18 protein-coding genes are annotated in these 18,875 nt (G+C 43.0%); 3 read left to right on the top strand and 15 right to left on the bottom strand.

The window, feature by feature from the left end:
* Positions 1–65: 65 nt before the first annotated feature.
* The 5 genes from ACQRBN_RS02445 to ACQRBN_RS02425 form a co-directional block, all read right to left on the bottom strand.
* Positions 66–1,886, bottom strand: a complete 1,821-nt coding sequence (locus ACQRBN_RS02445) for an ABC-F family ATP-binding cassette domain-containing protein (protein ID WP_427737349.1) — start codon at positions 1,884–1,886, stop codon at positions 66–68.
* Positions 1,887–2,805: 919 nt separating this feature from the next.
* Positions 2,806–4,029 carry an ABC transporter permease gene (locus tag ACQRBN_RS02440; RefSeq protein WP_427737348.1) on the bottom strand — a complete coding sequence of 408 codons (1,224 nt, stop codon included), beginning with the start codon at positions 4,027–4,029 and terminating at the stop codon, positions 2,806–2,808.
* Complete coding sequence (locus ACQRBN_RS02435; RefSeq protein WP_427737347.1) at positions 4,026–4,943, bottom strand: ABC transporter ATP-binding protein; 918 nt, start codon at positions 4,941–4,943, stop codon at positions 4,026–4,028. The genes ACQRBN_RS02440 and ACQRBN_RS02435 overlap by 4 nt, the downstream gene beginning before the upstream one ends.
* Positions 4,940–5,707: a DUF3169 family protein gene (locus ACQRBN_RS02430; RefSeq protein ID WP_427737346.1), complete on the bottom strand. Its 768-nt coding sequence runs from the start codon at positions 5,705–5,707 to the stop codon at positions 4,940–4,942. Before ACQRBN_RS02430 ends, ACQRBN_RS02435 begins: the two co-directional genes overlap by 4 nt.
* Positions 5,704–5,916 (bottom strand): helix-turn-helix transcriptional regulator, encoded by a 213-nt coding sequence (locus ACQRBN_RS02425; protein ID WP_427737345.1) that lies wholly within the window; start codon positions 5,914–5,916, stop codon positions 5,704–5,706. Before ACQRBN_RS02425 ends, ACQRBN_RS02430 begins: the two co-directional genes overlap by 4 nt.
* A gap of 305 nt (positions 5,917–6,221) precedes the next feature.
* Here ACQRBN_RS02425 and ACQRBN_RS02420 point away from each other — a divergent pair, with 305 nt between their 5' ends.
* On the top strand, positions 6,222–7,361 hold the full coding sequence (locus ACQRBN_RS02420) for a glucose-1-phosphate adenylyltransferase (protein WP_427737344.1): 1,140 nt from the start codon (positions 6,222–6,224) through the stop codon (positions 7,359–7,361).
* A 1-nt stretch (position 7,362) separates the two neighbouring features.
* Positions 7,363–8,481, top strand: a complete 1,119-nt coding sequence (gene glgD / locus ACQRBN_RS02415) for a glucose-1-phosphate adenylyltransferase subunit GlgD (protein WP_427737343.1) — start codon at positions 7,363–7,365, stop codon at positions 8,479–8,481.
* A 67-nt stretch (positions 8,482–8,548) separates the two neighbouring features.
* On the opposite strand, the gene moaC is transcribed toward glgD, so the two are convergent.
* From moaC to ptsP, 3 genes are all read right to left on the bottom strand, one after another.
* A complete protein-coding gene (gene moaC / locus ACQRBN_RS02410) occupies positions 8,549–9,049 on the bottom strand; it encodes a cyclic pyranopterin monophosphate synthase MoaC (protein WP_427737341.1) in 501 nt (166 codons plus the stop codon).
* A gap of 112 nt (positions 9,050–9,161) precedes the next feature.
* Positions 9,162–10,544, bottom strand: a complete 1,383-nt coding sequence (locus ACQRBN_RS02405) for an NCS2 family permease (protein ID WP_427737340.1) — start codon at positions 10,542–10,544, stop codon at positions 9,162–9,164.
* 162 nt (positions 10,545–10,706) lie between these two features.
* Entirely contained in the window at positions 10,707–12,332 is a 1,626-nt protein-coding gene (gene ptsP, locus ACQRBN_RS02400) for a phosphoenolpyruvate--protein phosphotransferase (RefSeq protein ID WP_427737339.1), read from the bottom strand.
* 258 nt (positions 12,333–12,590) lie between these two features.
* Between ptsP and ACQRBN_RS02395 the strand changes: the two genes are divergently transcribed.
* Complete coding sequence (locus ACQRBN_RS02395; RefSeq protein ID WP_427737338.1) at positions 12,591–12,788, top strand: cold-shock protein; 198 nt, start codon at positions 12,591–12,593, stop codon at positions 12,786–12,788.
* A gap of 115 nt (positions 12,789–12,903) precedes the next feature.
* Here ACQRBN_RS02395 and ACQRBN_RS02390 read toward each other — a convergent pair whose 3' ends face one another.
* The 7 genes from ACQRBN_RS02390 to iorA form a co-directional block, all read right to left on the bottom strand.
* A complete protein-coding gene (locus ACQRBN_RS02390; RefSeq protein WP_427737337.1) occupies positions 12,904–13,659 on the bottom strand; it encodes an SseB family protein in 756 nt (251 codons plus the stop codon).
* Between the two features lie 77 nt (positions 13,660–13,736).
* Positions 13,737–13,925 (bottom strand): (2Fe-2S)-binding protein, encoded by a 189-nt coding sequence (locus ACQRBN_RS02385; protein ID WP_427737336.1) that lies wholly within the window; start codon positions 13,923–13,925, stop codon positions 13,737–13,739.
* A 2-nt stretch (positions 13,926–13,927) separates the two neighbouring features.
* Positions 13,928–14,440 carry a ferritin gene (locus tag ACQRBN_RS02380; protein WP_427737335.1) on the bottom strand — a complete coding sequence of 171 codons (513 nt, stop codon included), beginning with the start codon at positions 14,438–14,440 and terminating at the stop codon, positions 13,928–13,930.
* Positions 14,441–14,465: 25 nt separating this feature from the next.
* Positions 14,466–14,909: an amino acid-binding protein gene (locus ACQRBN_RS02375; RefSeq protein ID WP_427737334.1), complete on the bottom strand. Its 444-nt coding sequence runs from the start codon at positions 14,907–14,909 to the stop codon at positions 14,466–14,468.
* Between the two features lie 15 nt (positions 14,910–14,924).
* Positions 14,925–16,256: a phenylacetate--CoA ligase family protein gene (locus ACQRBN_RS02370; RefSeq protein ID WP_427737333.1), complete on the bottom strand. Its 1,332-nt coding sequence runs from the start codon at positions 16,254–16,256 to the stop codon at positions 14,925–14,927.
* Positions 16,257–16,504: 248 nt separating this feature from the next.
* On the bottom strand, positions 16,505–17,083 hold the full coding sequence (locus ACQRBN_RS02365; protein ID WP_427737332.1) for an indolepyruvate oxidoreductase subunit beta: 579 nt from the start codon (positions 17,081–17,083) through the stop codon (positions 16,505–16,507).
* Complete coding sequence (gene iorA, locus ACQRBN_RS02360) at positions 17,083–18,837, bottom strand: indolepyruvate ferredoxin oxidoreductase subunit alpha (protein ID WP_427737331.1); 1,755 nt, start codon at positions 18,835–18,837, stop codon at positions 17,083–17,085. Before iorA ends, ACQRBN_RS02365 begins: the two co-directional genes overlap by 1 nt.
* Between the last annotated feature and the right edge of the window lie 38 nt (positions 18,838–18,875).

The following is an 18,875-nucleotide window of genomic DNA, read 5'->3' as shown; positions in this document are numbered from 1 at the left end:
CTTTCTGTCTCAAATATCTGTCTAATATCTCCTGCCTGTCAGTCAATTTTTATGGATGAACCCACTTACTTCTTAGACTGCTGGATCTGCTCATTCAGATCATTTAGATATACCCATCTGTCCATCTTCTCTTCCAATTGCTGCTCTGCTTCTTCTTTTTCCTTCAATAATTCATTTAGTCTGGCAGAATTCGTAACATTGGCTGCAATCTGGCTGTCTAATTCTTCGATTTTTTCTTCTAATACCGCAATATCATCATCAATCGTCTCAAATTCTTTCTGCTCTTTATAGGTGAATTTCAACTTCTTTTCATGTTGCTTCCAAGTATTCTCTCCTGCAACAGTTTTTTTATCTCCTCCCGGCTTTCGTCCAGACTGTCCCTCATCTTCCGGCAATCCCTCCAATTCCTTACGGATCAGATAGTCCGAATACCCTCCTTCAAACTGGCGGACCCTTCCACCCCCTTCAAAAGAAAAGATACGGCTAACCGTACGATCCAGGAAATACCGATCATGAGACACGATAATAATGATTCCGTCAAACCGATCCAGATAATCCTCCAGAATCGTCAAGGTCTGAATATCCAGATCGTTGGTCGGCTCATCTAAGATCAGCACATTCGGAGAACTCATCAGAACTCGAAGCAGATATAATCTGCGCTTCTCTCCTCCTGATAACTTCTCAATCTTCGACCACTGCATCGTTCCATCGAAGAGGAAATTCTCAAGCATCTGTGCCGCCGTAATCTTCCCTTCAGAAGTCGTGATATACTCTCCAACCTCTTTTACATAGTCGATTACCTTCATCGAATCATCCATATATTCATTTTCCTGAGAAAAATATCCTATGCGAATGGTCTGACCAATCTCAATCATACCGGTATCCGGCTTGACATTACCATGAATCATCTTAAGCAGCGTCGTCTTCCCACAGCCATTCGGACCGATAATTCCAATTCTGTCATTTTTCAGGAAAATATAATTGTAACCCTTGATCAGTTTCTTCTCTCCATAAGACTTACTGATATCGGATAGTTCAATGGTCTTATTCCCCATGCGGGATGCTACAGAATCCAGCAATATCCGTTTTTCTTCCTGTATATCCTTAATCTCCTGCATAGCTTTGATACGGTCAATATGCGCTTTCTGCTTCGTACTTCTCGCCCTCGCTCCACGACTTAACCATTCAAGTTCTGTCCGAAGCAGGCTCTTACGTTTACGTTCCGTAGCTAGTGCCATATTCTGTCGTTCTTCTTTCAGTCGGACGAATTCCGAATAATTGCCCGGATAACTGTATAGTTTCCCCTGATCCACTTCTACAATCCGATTTGCCACGCGATCTAAGAAATACCGATCATGGGTTACCATCAGAATCGCTCCTCTGAACTGAATCAAGTATTCCTCCAGCCATTCAGACATCGCATTATCCAGGTGGTTGGTCGGCTCGTCCAATACCAGGATATCCGCCGGAGTCAGAAGCGCATTCACAAGCGCCACCCGTTTCTTCTGCCCGCCGGACATATGCTCTATACGTTCATCATAATCTGTGAATCCCAACTGATTCAACATGGACTTAGCATCTGCCTCGATGGTCCACTGGTTCATCTCATTCACATTGCCCTCTATGGCTGCCTTTAATACGGTAATTCCTTCCGCAAACACGGGAGTCTGAGGCAAATAGCAGATCTTCACCTGGTTCCCCATACTGATCTTGCCGGAATCATAAGGCTCAATCCCTGCTGCTACTTTCAGAAGCGTGGATTTGCCCATTCCATTAATTCCGATGACACCAATCTTCTCCCGTTCATTGATGCTGAATCCTACATCATCGAGGAGTATCCTGTCGGTGTAGGATTGGGTAATATGCTCCATTGTAAGTAAGTTCATGTTTTATTTTCCTTTATCTTCTTAAAATTTATCTTTTTGTTTTCTTTATCTAACTGGATGCTGCTTTGGCATCTACACATCTATTTTGCTGGTTTTTCTGTAAGATGTCAAGTATAGCAGGTATCTCTGTGAAACTTCTGCATATTCCACATCTGTAAAAAATGGGAATTTGGTTCTTGAAGAGTTGTTCAAGAGTGTACGGCATAGAGGGGAGATTGTACGGCTCTTCTACGACACTGAACCATCCAATCTCCCCTCTATGCCTGACATTCTCCGTGTGTAACTCTTAATGAACGGGGAGGATTCCTGACGGAGCGTGCGTGGAACGTTTTGGATGGATAACAGGGTGTGCACGTGGAGAAACACTTTGTGAAAGATAGCAGAGTGGGCGTGTAAAGAGAGCAGGGAGAGGGAAGTCGGCTATCATATATCTTAGAAAGTAACTTTACATACCTCGTTCACATGAAAATGTCCAACGGTATGTAAAATAAGGCGATTAGAAGTGTATTTCTATGTGTTTTTACATACCTTATTACAATAAACTTGTCCTGCAGTATGTAATATGGCACAAATTACAAGTTAATCTACGCATTTTTACATGCCTTGCCAAAAAAGAAGCGTTCTGCGGTATGTAATGGCCAAGAAAGAAACTACTGTTTACTTCACAATACATATACAAAGCGATCACTCGCCCAGTTCTCCCTCACATCCGTTCCATTTCCAATCTGTTATTTATCCAACACCGTGCCCCACGCACCCCAGTCAGGAATCCTCCCCGTTCATGAAGAGTCACACATAAGAATGTCAGGCAGAAAGGGGGAGTATGGTGGTTTGTAGGCGATTGGAGTCGGATAAGAACCACCATACTCCCCTCTCTGCCGTACACCTTACAAATTACTCTTCATGAATTAAATTCCCATTATTTCCCCCGTACATTCTTCAAAGCCGTCTTAAACTTAATCGGATTCCCATAATGCAGTGTCCCAAACCGGAAGATCTTCGCCGCCAGGATTCCCGCCACAACGCAGCTTAGAAGCAGCAAGCCTCCTGATAACAGTATCTCCCAGACTGCCACACTTCCCATAGATACTCGAATGAACATTGCATTTCCGGAGGTAAATGGTATGAAAGACGCAACTTTTATCAGCATTCCGTCGCTGTCAGACATCCCGAAAATCGCAACCAGGAACGAAGCAACATAAATCATCGTAATCGGTGTTGAACTCTTGCTGATATCCTCTGTCTTAGACACCATCGCCCCCAGCATTCCGAAGATGAATGCATACAAAAGATAACTCATAAGCGCAAAGAAAATATAAGTTACCAATACTCTGACAGGTATCTCAAACAGGAAGTCTAAAAGTCCTCCCCACTTCTCTCCAAATGTATGATATGACAGGAATCCGCTTCCCAGGATTACTGCCGCCTGTATGATACCAGCAATTGCTCCTGCCAACACTTTACCGAAGATCAGACTGTTAGAATTCACGCTTGTAACCAGAATCTCGATCGCCCGGTTACTCTTCTCCGTTGTAACAGATGTCGCTATCATCTGCCCATAGAATAGAATCAGAAAATACACAACAAAGATCAAAATATACGTATATCCATAATTGCGAGCGCTATTTTTCCCAAGAATCTCCGGAACCACCGTAACTGCTGCATTCTCCAGATTCGCCGCTTCTTCCGGACTTAATCCCAGTTCCACAAGATACTGTTGCTTACGGTACTGATTCAGCGCCATTCCAAACTGCTCTGACAATGTATCACTAATAGAAAGATTATTCACCACATAGGTAACCTGATATCCATCCTTAAGTACGAATCCCGCTTCAATTTCTTCCGTTTCTACTGCCTGTTTCAGTTCTTTTTCATCTGCAAATTCAGTCCATTTTGCAGGAAATACTGTAAGCAGAGAGTTCATATCCCGAATCTCCTCCGTTTGGACGCAGATTCCCATTTTTTCCATGTTCTCTTTCGCATCTTCTCCACTCGAATCATCGCCAAGCAGACCAGGAATCAACGTAGGCACAATAATCACTGCCGCAAGTAAAACTGCCAGCACCGCCGTTGTTATCACAAAACTTTTATTCTTAAAATAGTTATTCAGTTCGAATCTTAATACCGTCATGAATTGTTTCATGCCTCATCACCTGCCTTTTCTACAAAAATATCATTAAGAGACGGCTCATATAGCCCGAAGAACTCTAACTCCACCTCTTCCTCTACCAGCCGTTTCAGAATCGCATTCTTATTCTTCGGATGATTCTTACGGATAATCACACGATCTTTTTGTATCTTCTCCACTTCCAGAATATCTGCATATCCCATCTCCAATCGTTCAGCCAATTCAACCGGGCTCTCTGCCAGACTTGATAATACCAGGCGATCCCGCCCGAATTCTCTCTTAATCTCTCTCAGATCTCCGAAAAGCACGATCTCACCATGATTCAAAATCGCAATCTCCTCACAAAACTCCTCCACATAACTCATCTGGTGACTGGAGAAGATGACCAGTTTTCTCTGCTGTATCTGCTCCCTTATCACATCCTTTAGAATCTGGGAATTCACGGGATCAAGGCCGGAAAACGGCTCATCCAGGATAATGATATCAGGGTCACATAGCAGTGTCTGTGCGAGTTGTACTTTCTGCTGATTTCCTTTGGATAATGTCTCTAATTTCCGATTCTCATATTCTTCCACACCCATGCGCTTAAGCCATTTCTTCGTCTGTTCCTTAGCCTTTTTCGCATCCAAGCCTCTGAGCATTCCCAGATAGATCAGTTGCTCGCTGACCGTTTTCTTAGGATAGAGTCCTCGTTCCTCCGGCAGATAGCCAATCTGATGCTCCCGTGGACAAAATGGCTTCCCGTCCAGAAGAATTGTTCCACTGTTGCTTTTAAATACATCCATCAGTATACGAATCGTCGTTGTCTTTCCTGCACCATTTCTCCCTAATAATCCAAGAGCACTGCCACTCTCTACAGAAAACGAGATACCGTGAAGCACTTCCCGTTCTCCGAATATTTTCGTCAAATCTTTTACTTCCAATTTCATATATTTAGTTTCGTTCCTTTCATTTTTGTACATGCCCGACAATAAGTAACCACCAGCGTAATCCAGACAATACCAAGCAGCAGCACAGCAAGAATCCCTGTATTCCACATCAGATTCCCCAGCATGGCAAAGACTGTCAATACAGGCATCACCCTGTTCAGACGGAGATATGTCTTATAAGCAGCCTGATAAATCATCTCCCGTTCCGCCTCATCACAATTCTCAAGCCACTGTTTCTGGAATTCCCCTGATGTCGGATCGGCTTTCTTGTCAGGATAGATCCGCTGGATTGTCTTTACATAACGCATCTGCCAATAGCCGTTGTATATATTAAGAGCAATAAAAATGCCAAAAGACAGCATAAGATTTTCATCGCCTGCGCTGACAACACGACCTATATAAGACATGGAATACACCGTCGCAAGCACGAAAATGGATACCACCATGATTGTCGTAGTTCCGATTAAGCCAATGCTGCCTATATGTTCCAATTCATACTCGATCTCATCGCCCCGCTCATCTTCCGCATCTGGGAACTCTTCCCCCAATCTCCGCATTCTCTTCAACGTCAATTCACCGGTTACGATCGAAGCAATCGTCAAAAGAATCAGCAGCATAAAAAGATGATTGCGAATGATACCCTGTATTATCCCGGCATACCTATCCCATTCACTTACATCAATAAAAGCAATCGCGGCTCCCAATACTGCACCGATACAGATGCATACAAGTAATTTCAGTGCATATTTCAGATAAGTCTTCATTCCACATCCTCCTCTTCATATGAAAATATGTCTTCTACGGTTACTCCGCAGATCTTCGCAAGTTTTAATGCCAGTGTGACTGACGGTGAATAATCTCCTCTTTCAATCAAACTGATAGTTTGACGGGAGACGCCGCTTTTCTTCCCCAGTTCTGTCTGGTTGAGTCCCAGCCTGGCACGATATTCTTTCAGATGATTCCTTAATGGCATCCTCTTTACCCCCTCTAATTTTCAGGCAATTCTAACATTTGCATATATCCTTTCATTTTATTGCGACATATATTTTTGTCATTTTGACAACTTTTCTTGTCATAAACATCTTAGCATTGACAAAGAAAGTTGTCAACAGTTATTTCTTTATATTCCTCATATGCAGAAAATTGCTCAGATTTAGAATGTATTTACCAAAATTTTTTATAAAAAGTTTAATTTTTTGCACATATATATGGAAAGAATGTACAAAAAATTGTATAATATTAATAATATGTAACACAAATGGAAAGAGAGGACTCACTATGAAACAAAACAATATGTTAGCGATGATTTTAGCTGGTGGTCGGGGATCTCGCCTTCATGACTTAACAAACAAAGTAGCAAAACCGGCCGTTTCATATGGTGGAAAATACCGCATCGTTGACTTCCCATTAAGCAACTGTGCAAACAGTGGTATTGACGTTGTAGGTGTACTGACACAGTATGAATCTATTCTGTTGAATAGTTACGTTGCTGCCGGACGCCGTTGGGGTCTGGATGCAAAGGACAGCGGCGTATACGTACTTCCACCACGTGAAAAAGCAGATGCTAATCTTGATGTATATCGAGGAACTGCAGATGCAATCTCACAGAACATCGACTTCATTGATACATACTCACCGGAATACATTCTGATTCTTTCTGGTGACCATATCTATAAGATGAATTACGCTAAGATGCTTGCAGAACACAAGACCCATAATGCTGATGCAACAATTGCAGTTATCGGCGTTCCGATGAACGAGGCAAGCCGTTTCGGCATTATGAATACAGATGAAGAAGGTCGCATCGTGGAATTCGAAGAGAAGCCAGAGCACCCGAAGAGCAATCTTGCATCCATGGGTATCTATATTTTCAACTGGAAACTTCTGCGCAAGATGTTGATCGCTGATATGAAAGATCCTGATTCCAACCATGACTTTGGCAAGGATATCATCCCACAGTTACTGAACGACGGCAAGACTCTGTATGCTTACAAGTTCAAAGGTTACTGGAAGGATGTAGGAACAATCGATTCCTTATGGGAAGCGAATATGGATCTTCTGGATAAGAACAACGAACTTGACTTGAATGACCCGACCTGGAAGATCTATACCGAAGATGTAACTACTCTGCCTCACTATATCGGACCTGACGCTAAGATTAATCGTGCATTCATTACACAGGGATGCATCATCGAAGGCGAAGTTAAGAATTCCGTTCTTTTCACCGGAGCAGAAGTCGGACCTGGCGCTAAGATTATCGACAGCGTGCTTATGCCTGGCGTTAAGGTAGAAGCCGGAGCTGTTGTACAGCGCGCACTCGTAGCTGATGGCATTAAGATTGGCAAAGATGCTGTTGTAGGCAGCGCTGACAGCGAGCACATTGAGCTTGTTGCAAAACGTGTAAAGGGGGTAGAATAATATGTGCGACGCATTAGGAATTGTGAATTTTTCTGGAACTAATATCCGAGTAAGAGGAATGGAGGATTATCGTCCGATCGGAGCCTTCTCTTTCCTTGGAAGATACCGTGTAATCGACTTCCCGATCTCTAACATGAGCAACAGCGGAATCGACCGTATCCAGGTATACATCAGAAGAAAACCTCGTTCCCTTACCGAACATCTTGGAACCGGAAGACATTACAATATCAACTCAAAACGCGGCAAATTACATATACTTTTTGCTGAAGGCAAGGATGAGAACGATATCTACAATACAGATATCTCTGCATTCTTAGAAAATATGGAATGTATCGAGAGAGCACATAACCCATATGTAGTAATTGCTCCAAGCTATATGGTATATTCCGCTAATTTTGATACTCTGCTTCAGAATCACATCGACTCAGGAGCAGACATCACATTATTATATCACTCCGTAGACAATGCAAAGGAAGCATTCCTGAACTGCACGACACTGAACCTGAACCGTCAGAAAGGTGTACTGTCTCTGGAGCCAAACCGCGGAAATGCCAAGGACAGAAAGATCTTCATGGACACTTACATCATGAAGAAAGATCTGTTCATCGAACTGGTGAAGAAAGCAAAATCTCTTTCCTCCATGTATACACTTGCAGATGTTGTAAATGCTGCATGTAATGAACTGGATGTACGCGGCATCTCTCACAGGGGATTCTTCGCATCCATTACTGATCTTGAGAGTTTCTATAATGCGAACATCTCACTGATCGACTTTAAGACAGCAACCAGCCTGTTCGATAATGAGAACTGGCCAGTATACACCAGAACCAACGACTCCTGTCCAACTCAGTATTTTGAAACAGCAGATGTCAAGAGTTCTGTAGTATCTAATGGATGCCTGATCGAAGGAACAATCGAGAACTCCGTAATTGGACGTGGCTGTGTAATCAAGAAGGGCGCTGTTGTTAAGAACAGTGTAATCCTCCCGGAAGCAATCATCGGCGAGAATGTTACCGTTGACTGCCAGGTAGTTGATAAACATGCAAAAATTATTCACGCAAAAGAGATCATCGGAGATCCAAAACGTCCTGGATACATCCGTCGCGAAGATACATTATAAGATTATCATAGAAAAAGCGTATCCTTACTTGATTAGTACGGATACGCTTTTTAATGTAAAATATGACCTACCAAAGACTGATCTCTCTGGTCTCTTTCCTGAATTTAAAATCTCCACTCTTTCCCCCACTTTTCTCACACAGATGGATATCCCCTATCACCATCTCCTTATCAATCGCCTTACACATATCATAGATCGTAAGAAGCGCAACAGATACGCCCGTAAGCGCCTCCATCTCAACGCCCGTCTTTCCTTCCGTCTTCACCTTGCACAGCGCTTTAATCTCCAATTCCTGCGGATTCATCTCAAAAGTAATCTCTGCATTTGTAAGGTTCAGAAGATGACACATGGGAATCAGTTCCGACGTCCTCTTCGTTCCCATGATTCCAGCCACCTGAGCAACCGTCAGAACATCGCCCTTCTTCACTTTCTTCCCTGCAACCGCTTCGAACACCTCCTGGCTGACTCTGATCTTTCCCTCGGCAAGTGCCGTTCTGCTGGTAATTCCTTTCTCTGAGACATCTACCATAAGAGCATTTCCCTTCTGGTCAAAATGTGTGAATTCCATTATCTACTCCTCCTTTCTCAAAAAGAGGCTGGAAATCAAAGATTCCCAACCCCATAATGCTCATCTTATTCGCATCCGTAAGAATTCCATCAATATCATTATCAATGCAATTCTACAGGAAGATGTATTTCAATACGAATAAAACCGCCAGCACATACATCAATATACTGATCTTCTTCTCTTTTACTTTACCTGTTACAACATTCAGCACTACATAAGAGATAACTCCCATAGAGATACCTTCTGAGATACTGTAGAAGAACGGCATTGCCACGATACAGATATAGCACGGAAGCGCCTCTGCAATATCATTAAAGTTGATGTTCACAACGTTCGTCAGCATATAGAAGCCAACCACTACCAATGCCGGAGCCGTTGCGAAGGATGGAATTGCCAGGAAGATCGGTGACAGGAACAATGCCAGTCCGAAAAGGATTGCCGTTGTCACTGCTGTAAGACCCGTTCTGCCTCCTTCAGATACTCCGGATGCACTTTCTACAAATGTTGTAGTTGTAGAAGTACCAAGTACCGCACCTGCTGTTGTTGCAACCGCGTCAGCAAGCAGAGCACCTTTGATACGAGGAAGTTTGCCATCCTTATCCAGCATATTTGCTTTGGAAGATACGCCGATCAAAGTTCCAATTGTATCGAACATATCAACAAATAAGAATGCAAAAACTACTACTACGAAATCTAATGATAATATTCCGCCAAATTCCAGTTTTGCAAAGATTGGTGCAAGGCTTGGCACAGACAATCCACTGCTGAAGTCCGGAAGCAGATTATAAAAACCCAGTTCAGGATTCGGAACATACAACCCTGCAAACTGACAGATAATACCAAGAACCCATGTAATCAGGATTCCCCACAGGATATTTCCCTTGATGTCCTTAATTACCAGAATTCCTGTGATCAGGATACCGATAATTGCAAGAAGTACTGTGATACCCACATCATTGAAAGTAGCCTCTACTCCATTGACCAGGTTATAATTCTCTAAAGAAAATAACTGAAGCAGTGTAGATCCACCAATTACAATCTTCGCATTCTGCAATCCAATAAACGCAATAAACAGACCAATACCTACACTAACTGCTGCTTTCAGATTCTGCGGGATTGCATTGAAGATCGCCTCACGCACATTCGTAAGAGAAAGTACGATAAATACAATACCTTCTACAAATACCGCTGTCAGTGCAAATTCCCAACTATATCCCATTCCAAGAACTACCGTATACGCAAAGTATGCATTCAGTCCCATTCCAGGTGCCAGTGCGAATGGATAATTTGCGAAAACTGCCATCAGCAATGTACCGATTAATGATGCCAGTGCCGTAGCAGTAAAGACAGCTCCCTGATCCATTCCTGTTGCAGAAAGGATGCTCGGGTTAACAGCCAGGATATAAGCCATCGTCATGAATGTTGTGATACCGGCCAGAATCTCTGTCTTAGCGTCCGTACCATTCTCACTGAGTTTAAAAAACTTTTCTAACATGTTCTCCTCCTTATCGTCTCTCTTTCGTTATATTAACAACAACTAATATTTTAACAAAATAAAGCAACAAAGTAAATACATTTGAACAAAGTTGCTATGATATAAAAAGAACCACTATGCCTCCCTATATCTTGTGATAACATAGTGATTCTTATTCTTATACTATTGAATTTCCCTGATCTTCTTACGAAGTCCAAGCACCTGGTTCGGCGCAACCGAGAGTTCATCAATTCCAAGTTGAATCAGATACTCTGTCAGTTCCAGATCTGCTGCCATATCTCCGCATACACTGATATGCTTTCCTTCCAGATGAACGTTATTGGTAATTATACGAATCATCTTCAAAAGTGCCGGATGATGCGGATTATAGAATCTGTCGATCTTTGCATTCTGCCTGTCCATTCCCAGCGTAAACTGGGACAGATCATTGGTTCCGATACTGAAGAAATCAACTTCTCTTGCCAATTCTCCACTGATCATAACCGCAGCCGGCGTCTCTATCATAACCCCTACCGGAATCTCTTCATCATAAGCAGTCTTTTCATTCTTAAGTTCCTTTTTCGCCTTCTGGAGCATATCCTTGGCCCAGGTTACTTCTTCTATCGATGTAATCATCGGAAACATAATAGAAATATTCCCGAATGCGGACGCTCTTAATATAGCACGAAGCTGAGTCTTGAAGATATCCTCTTTATCCATAGAAACTCGGATACCACGATATCCGATTGCCGGATTCGAGTCTTCTCCCAGATCCAGACACTCAGCAGTCTTGTCGCCGCCAAGATCCGCCGTCCGTATCACTACCTTCTTGGCTCCCATAGACTCGGCAGCCAGCTTATATGCCTGAAACTGCTGCTCTTCTGTCGGAAGTTTCATTCCATTCTCCATATACAGGAATTCACTTCGGAACAATCCAATTCCTCCTGCATCACAACGAAGTACATTCTCAATATCTTCCCTGCTGCCAATGTTCGCACAGACATCAATCTTCTGTCCGCTCTGGGTGATATTCTCCTTCCCCTTCAATCGTTCCAGGTTCTGCACCTGTGTATGATTGGCGTCCTGCTTCTGCTTCATCTTCGTAATCGTTGTATAATCAGGCTCAATATATACTTTTCCTTCGAATCCATCTACAAGGATGGTCTTTCCTTCATAATCCTTCTTAAGCGCTTCTCCAAGTCCGATTACCGAAGGAATCCCTTTTGTACGGGCAAGTACCGCGGTATGAGAATTGATCGTTCCATACCTTGTAACAAACCCCAGAACCTTCGTCTTATCCAACTGAACCGCTTCACTTGGATACAATTCACCCGTAGCCAGAACAAACGGTTCATCCGTCAGCATCTTGTTCTTCCATGCTCTGGCCAGAATACGCAGAATACGATTTGCAACATCTTTGATATCCGCATCATGCCCCTGCACATAATTCTTGTCGCCTGCCATCGCCACTGATATGAAATTCTCAGCCGCACTCTGAATCGCATATTCTGCATTCAGTTTCTGCTCTACAATAATATTCGTGATCTGATCAACAAAATCCTGATCCTCCAGTATCATCTGCTGCATCTCGAAGATTGCGGCATTGGCTTCACCCACTTCTTTTGCTGCCGTATCGCAGAGCGTCTTTAATTCCTGTATGCCTTTCTGACGTGCCTTTTGAAAGCGCTGTACTTCCTTTTCAACATCTTTTACATAGATGCGGCGAATCTCTTTTGAATCCCTTTTATAAAAAGATAATTTACCGATGGCAATGCCTTCGGATACCTTTTTCCCCGTCAATGTAATCATACTCTTTTGTCCTTTACTTTTCGTTAGATAATTAATACTTTACACGTTTCCATTTATTTCGTCAAGATTCCATAATATTATTGTATCCGAAAATCCCCATGGTAACAATTCCTTTTATCTGCTTTTTGTGAAAAAGATGAAAAAGATTGTCAAATCCATTGACTCTTTTATAAATATGTGCTAATCTGATGAAGAATTATCTATAGATTGATTTTATAGATAACTCTAGTTTTAATAATTATTTATGGAGGTATTATAATGAAAGGTACAGTAAAATGGTTCAACAACCAAAAAGGTTACGGCTTCATCTCCGATGAAACAGGTAATGATGTATTCGTACACTACTCTGGACTGAACATGGAAGGTTTCAAGTCTCTGGAAGAAGGACAAGAAGTTGAATACGATGTAACTGAAGGCGCTAAAGGACCTCAGGCAGTAAACGTAACAAAACTTTAATCCTAGCACTAATCGTAATTTAAATGTACCTTTTATATATATATAACAGCACTTGATTTAGATATCTAAAAGCAATACATGAAATTGAGATTATGGCAAAGGCCAGATAACTATGTTATCTGGCCTTTTTCACATTATTTTGCGCCATTTGCAGACGAACATTCACTCCGAATGGGTTGATCACAATTCCTGCACTTTCTTTGGACACAAGTTCTGTGAGTTTTCCGGCTTCAATCACCATTGGCTTGAATTTTTTCTCCCGATTAAATTTCTGGAACTCATAAATATCTGTAAATAGGGGCTGGTACACCTGCCCATTCTTCTCTTTTAACACTGCAAGCCCTTGATTCTCCTGTGCTGCCACAATATACCTTCCTCTTTGGAAATGTGCCAGCATCTCTTCATTCAGTTCTTTTACTTCTTCCGACATCTCTACGCTCTGTCCTTTCCGGAATTCCTGCACAAAATAGATTGCAGTCAGATGTAACTGAGGATTTTCAATACGCCCCTGTCCCTCCGGACGGTTCTCCACATCAGTACGTCGAATCAAATCCTGCAGCTGCACTGCCATCGGTCGAGACATCCCCTGATTGATCCGAATACAATTCACTCCCATAGAATACAGGCTGGTATAAAAGCCAAGAAAGGCCTTCTTTTCAATCTTCGCCACCTTCACCGGAGTCTTCTCTTCCCAAAGTCTCATCATCTCTCGCTTCGCATCTTCCTCCGCGAAAAACAGCACGACCTCATCATCATAAGTCTCGGGATCACACTGCACATAGGGAATATTCGTATATTGAGAGATTAGGACATAGATGGCGCCTGACTCTCTTAACATTGACAATGCGGCGCTCTGATTATCCATGCTCATATTTATTTCCTTTCCTTTACTTCTCAAAACTCCCGTCAGATATAATAAGGCCATCAGGAACCAGCCTCATGACCTTACTATCTCTTATTGTTTTGCAAGCAGTTTTTCGTCAGTTTCTTTACCTTTTTCTTACATTTGCCACAGCCTTTTCCGGCTCTGGTCATCTTCTTTACCTGCTTATATGAATCTGCCCCACTCTCAATCGCATCTGCTATATCACCCTTTGTTACATGGTAGCACGGACAGATCACTTTCTTACGATTCATGATTAGAGTACCAGGGATGGTGCAGAATATACACGTGCTCCCAACTCACTATCAAGCATATACAGGCTCTTCGGATCATCTCCAAATAATTCGAACTTCTTTACCAGATTATCCGCATTGGTCTCTTCCTCGCCTTGTTCTTTCACGAACCAGTCTAAGAACTGCATGGTACGGAAGTCTTTTACAGAATATGCAGCATCATAGATGTTATGTATCAGGCTTGTTACATACTGCTCATGTTTCAGTCCTTCTGCCAGTACTGCCTTCGCACTCTCCAGCGCAACCCCCGGCTTATCAATCGCCTCTAACACTACCTGCTCTCCATTGTTCTGAAGATACTGCACGAAGAGCATCGCATGATCGCGCTCCTCCTGAGCCTGGATCTTATACCAGTTACCGAATCCGTCCAGTCCCTGATCATAATAGTAATTAGAAAAATCCAGGTACAAATATGCAGAATAGAATTCTTTATTTACCTGCTGGTTGAGCAATTCTACTACTTTTTTATCTAACATTAGTTTATCCTCCTTTTGCTCTGTCCTATTTGTTCGCGCGGTATGCTTCATCAGCGCTGTACACATCGAATCCACTGCCTTTGAGAATGTCGATCACTCTCGCGGGATCATCACTCTTAAGTACTGCTGCCGCATCACTTCCATTCGCAAACGCATACATATATTCTACGTTAACTTCGCCTTCTACAATCTGGTGCATTGCTTTGCTAAGCGAACCTGTCGCATGTGGTACACGCAGTGCAACTACATCGGTCAGCATCGCTGTAATGCCTTCTTCCTTCAGAGCCGCACGTCCCTTATGCGGATCAGATACGATCATGCGCAGCATTCCGTAATCAGATGTATCTGCCAGACTCAACGCTACGATATCTACGTCCTTTTTTGCCAGGACTTTCAGAACATCATCCAGACGTCCTTCTCTATTTTCCAAAAATACTGATAATTGCTGAATTGTATTGCTTACACCCATGACATTGCCCTCCTCTTACAGATTTCTGTTATCAATTACACGTTTTGCCTTACCTTCACTTCTCTGAATCGTCTTAGGCTCAACAAGTTTTACTCTTACGGATACACCCAATGCCTGTTTCAGCACTGCTGCCACTTTGTTCTTTAATTCATCCAGTTTACGGATCTCGTCAGAGAAGTATTTCTCATCTACTTCTACCATTACGGTCAGTACATCCAGATTGTTCTCACGATCTACAATCAGCATATAGTGAGGTGCTACGCCGCCACCAATAGAGAGAAGCGCCGTCTCAACCTGAGTCGGGAATACGTTGACACCACGGATAACCTTCATATCATCCGTACGTCCGGTGAACTTCTGGATTCTTGGAAGTGTTCTTCCACATGCACAAGGACTGTGATCAATGCTTGTCAAATCCTTGGTTCTATATCTGAGAAGTGGCATACCTTCTTTTGCCAATGTAGTAAATACAAGTTCACCTGTCTCTCCATCTGCACATGCAGACTGATCTGCCGGATTCAAGATCTCCGGATAGAAATAATCTTCATATACATGGAGCCCTTTATGATGGATACAATCCATTGCAACACCCGGACCTGTAATCTCGCACAATCCATAGATATCGAAACTGTTAATATTCAGGATGCTCTCAATCTTCTTACGCATCTCTTCTGTCCAAGGCTCTGCACCATTAATACTTGCCTTAATCTGCAGGCGGTCTACAATACCAGCCTCCTGGGCTGCTTCTGCAAGATACAGCGCATAAGAAGGTGTACATGCGAATGCTGTTGCCCCAAAATCTTCCATACACATCAACTGACGCTTGGTATTACCGGAAGACATTGGAATCGCCATAGCGCCAAGTGCCTGAGCGCCAAGATCCAGACCCATACCGCCGGTGAACAATCCATATCCATAACATACATGAATACGGTCAGCAGCGGTAAGACCTGCCATTGTAAGGCCTCTGGCTACACACTCACCCCATACGTCAACGTCCTTCTGTGTATAAGAAGCAAGCGTAAGTTTTCCTGTAGTTCCGGATGTTCCCTGCACTCTGGCAATCTTCTCCTGCGGAACTGCAAGAAGTCCAAATGGATAGTTATCCCTTAAATCTTCTTTCGTTGTGAATGGAAGTTTGTGAATATCTTCGATTCCCTTGATATCCCCAGGTTCTACTCCCAGATCCTCCATTTTCTTACGGTAGAATGCTACGTTATCATATACATTCTTCACCTGCTTTACAAGGCGCTCACTCTGCAGTGCACTCATCTCATCTCTGCTCATACACTCAATCTTTGGATCTCTAATTAATTCCTTCCAATCTTCCAATGCTACTTTTGCCATTTCTTTCATACTCCTATTCTAAATATTTCCTAATCTTATACATATCGTGCAGAGCCCACCAGCCGAAGGCATGTATTACGGGATGCTCGAATGAGTATACAGTATGCCAACCTGTGTTCATACCCTTCGCCCCTGTTGGCTATTGGTTGGTGGGACGAAGGTTGCAAAAGTATGAGGCGCCCCTAATCCATCGTTCTACGTACATATAACACACAATACCTCCTATCGTATTGATCTGCCAGGGGTATCTATTCTGAAACCAGATGATATCCCACATCAAATGCCTGTTTATTAATCTCTATCGTCTTCGGAGGAACGGTATTCTCAATCACGTCATACCACTGCTCCTTAGTAAAATCCATATGCTGTGCGGCAATTCCAAGAACGATCAGATTAAACACTCTTGGATTGCCAAGTTTCTTGGATTCTTCTGTTGCATTTACCGTATAGACTTTATGGTCCTTCTTCAATGTCTCGATAATATTCTCCGGATACTCGGTCGCACCGATCACTACCGGCATTGGATCAATTCTCCAGTCATTCACGATCAGCGCACCATCCTCTTTGAGGAAATGTGCATATCTAAGTGCTTCCAGTCTCTCGAATGCAATCAGAACATCCGCCTGCCCTTCTTCTACGATCGGCTCTGCCACATTCTCACCATAGCGAACGAATGTTACAACGCTTCCGCCTCTCTGCGCCATGCCATGTACTTCGGAAAGTTTTACATCGTATCCTCCTGCAATGGCAAGACCACCTAAGATTCTGCTGGTCAGCAATGTTCCCTGTCCGCCGACTCCAACAATCATAATATTCTTTGCCGCCATTATCTGTCACCTTCCTTCACTAATTCAATCGCGCCAAACTTACATAATTTTTCACAAAGTCCGCATCCGGTACACATGGTATCATCAATATAGATGGTTTCGTCCGGTCTCTTCGTCATAGCCGGACATCCCGGTTTCATACACATGCCACATTTCTTACACTTATCAGCATGCGCTATGTACAGCGGCTTCTTCGCCTTGCTAAGCAATACGCAAGGTGTCTTTGTAATAATGACAGATACTTCGTCTTTTGCTACCTCTTCTTTTACTACTTTCTCCAAAGTCTCGAGGTCGAATGCATTCACTTCAATTACATTCTTAACGCCCATTGCACGGCAAAGTGCCGGAATATCTATTGCATATGTAGGATCTCCCTGCAAGGTCTTACCAGTTGCAGCATGGTCCTGATGTCCTGTCATACCTGTGGTAGAGTTATCCAGAATCATAACCGTTCCAGTTCCATGATTATACACCATGTTCATCAGGGAGTTCACACCTGTATGTAAGAATGTGGAATCCCCAATCGCAGCTACCCAGTTCTTAATATATTCTTTTCCTTTTGCTTTCTCCATACCATGAAGGCTGGAGATGCTTGATCCCATACAGACGGTTGTATCAACCACACTAAGCGGCGCAACTGCTCCTAATGTATAGCAGCCAATATCACCTGCAACATGCAGTTTTAATTTGCTCAACACATGATAAACACTTCTGTGTGGACATCCTGGACATAGAATCGGAGGTCTTACCGGAACCTGTGCCGGAGTACCGATCTTCAAGTCTTCTCCAAGGATCGCTGTCCGAATCATATTCGCACTGTACTCTCCCTGAACTGTGAATATCTCTTTCCCGATAGTTTTCACTCCCCAGGATTTTACCTGCTCCTCAATGACAGGATCTAATTCTTCTATAATATAAAGTGTCTCTACTTTGGAAGCAAAATCTTCAATCAATTTTCTTGGAAGTGGATTGACCATACCTAATTTTAATACGGATGCCTCCGGAAGTACTTCCTTCACATACTGATACGGAATACCGCTGGTAATTACACCGATCTTCGTATCATTCATCTCAACTCTGTTTATCGGAAGCGTATTCGCTGCTTCTGCCAGTTCCTGATTACGCTTTTCAATCTCTATGTGACGAAGTTTTGCATTACCAGGCATCATAACCGTCTTACGAATATCCTTCTCGTAAGGCTTATCCTCAACCGCTTTACGCTCGCCTAATTCTACCAGTCCCTGGGAATGTGCAAGTCGTGTGGTTGTGCGGAATACAAATGGGCGGTCGAACCGCTCACTTAAGTCGAATGCCATCTTCATGAATTCCTTTGCTTCTGAACTGTCGGAAGGTTCCAGCACCGGAAGCTGTGCTGCACGTGCAACCATTCGGGTATCCTGCTCATTCTGTGAACTATACAGTCCCGGATCATCAGCCACTACAATTACAAGTCCTCCATTCACACCTATGTAAGACATGGAATAAGCCGGATCTGCTGCTACGTTGAATCCTACATGCTTCATACAGCACATTGCACGTGTTCCAATGATAGAAGCGCCTATCGCAACCTCTGTTGCAACCTTCTCATTCGGTGACCACTCGCAATAAAGGTCATCCTTATATTGAACCAAATATTCGCTAATCTCAGTACTTGGCGTGCCAGGATATGCGGCAGATACCTTCACTCCTGCCTCATATGCCCCTCTGGCGATGGCTTCATTGCCAAGCATAATAACTTTCTTCGTCTCTGACATTCTATAGTCCATCCTTTCGTACATCTATCTCGTATATT

Origin of the sequence: Bariatricus sp. SGI.154, assembly GCF_050313795.1 — a bacterium.
Classification (GTDB): Bacteria; Bacillota; Clostridia; order Lachnospirales; family Lachnospiraceae; genus CAMBRQ01.
The sequence above is the reverse complement of the archived record's forward strand: the minus strand, read 5'-3'. Positions and strand labels throughout refer to the sequence as shown.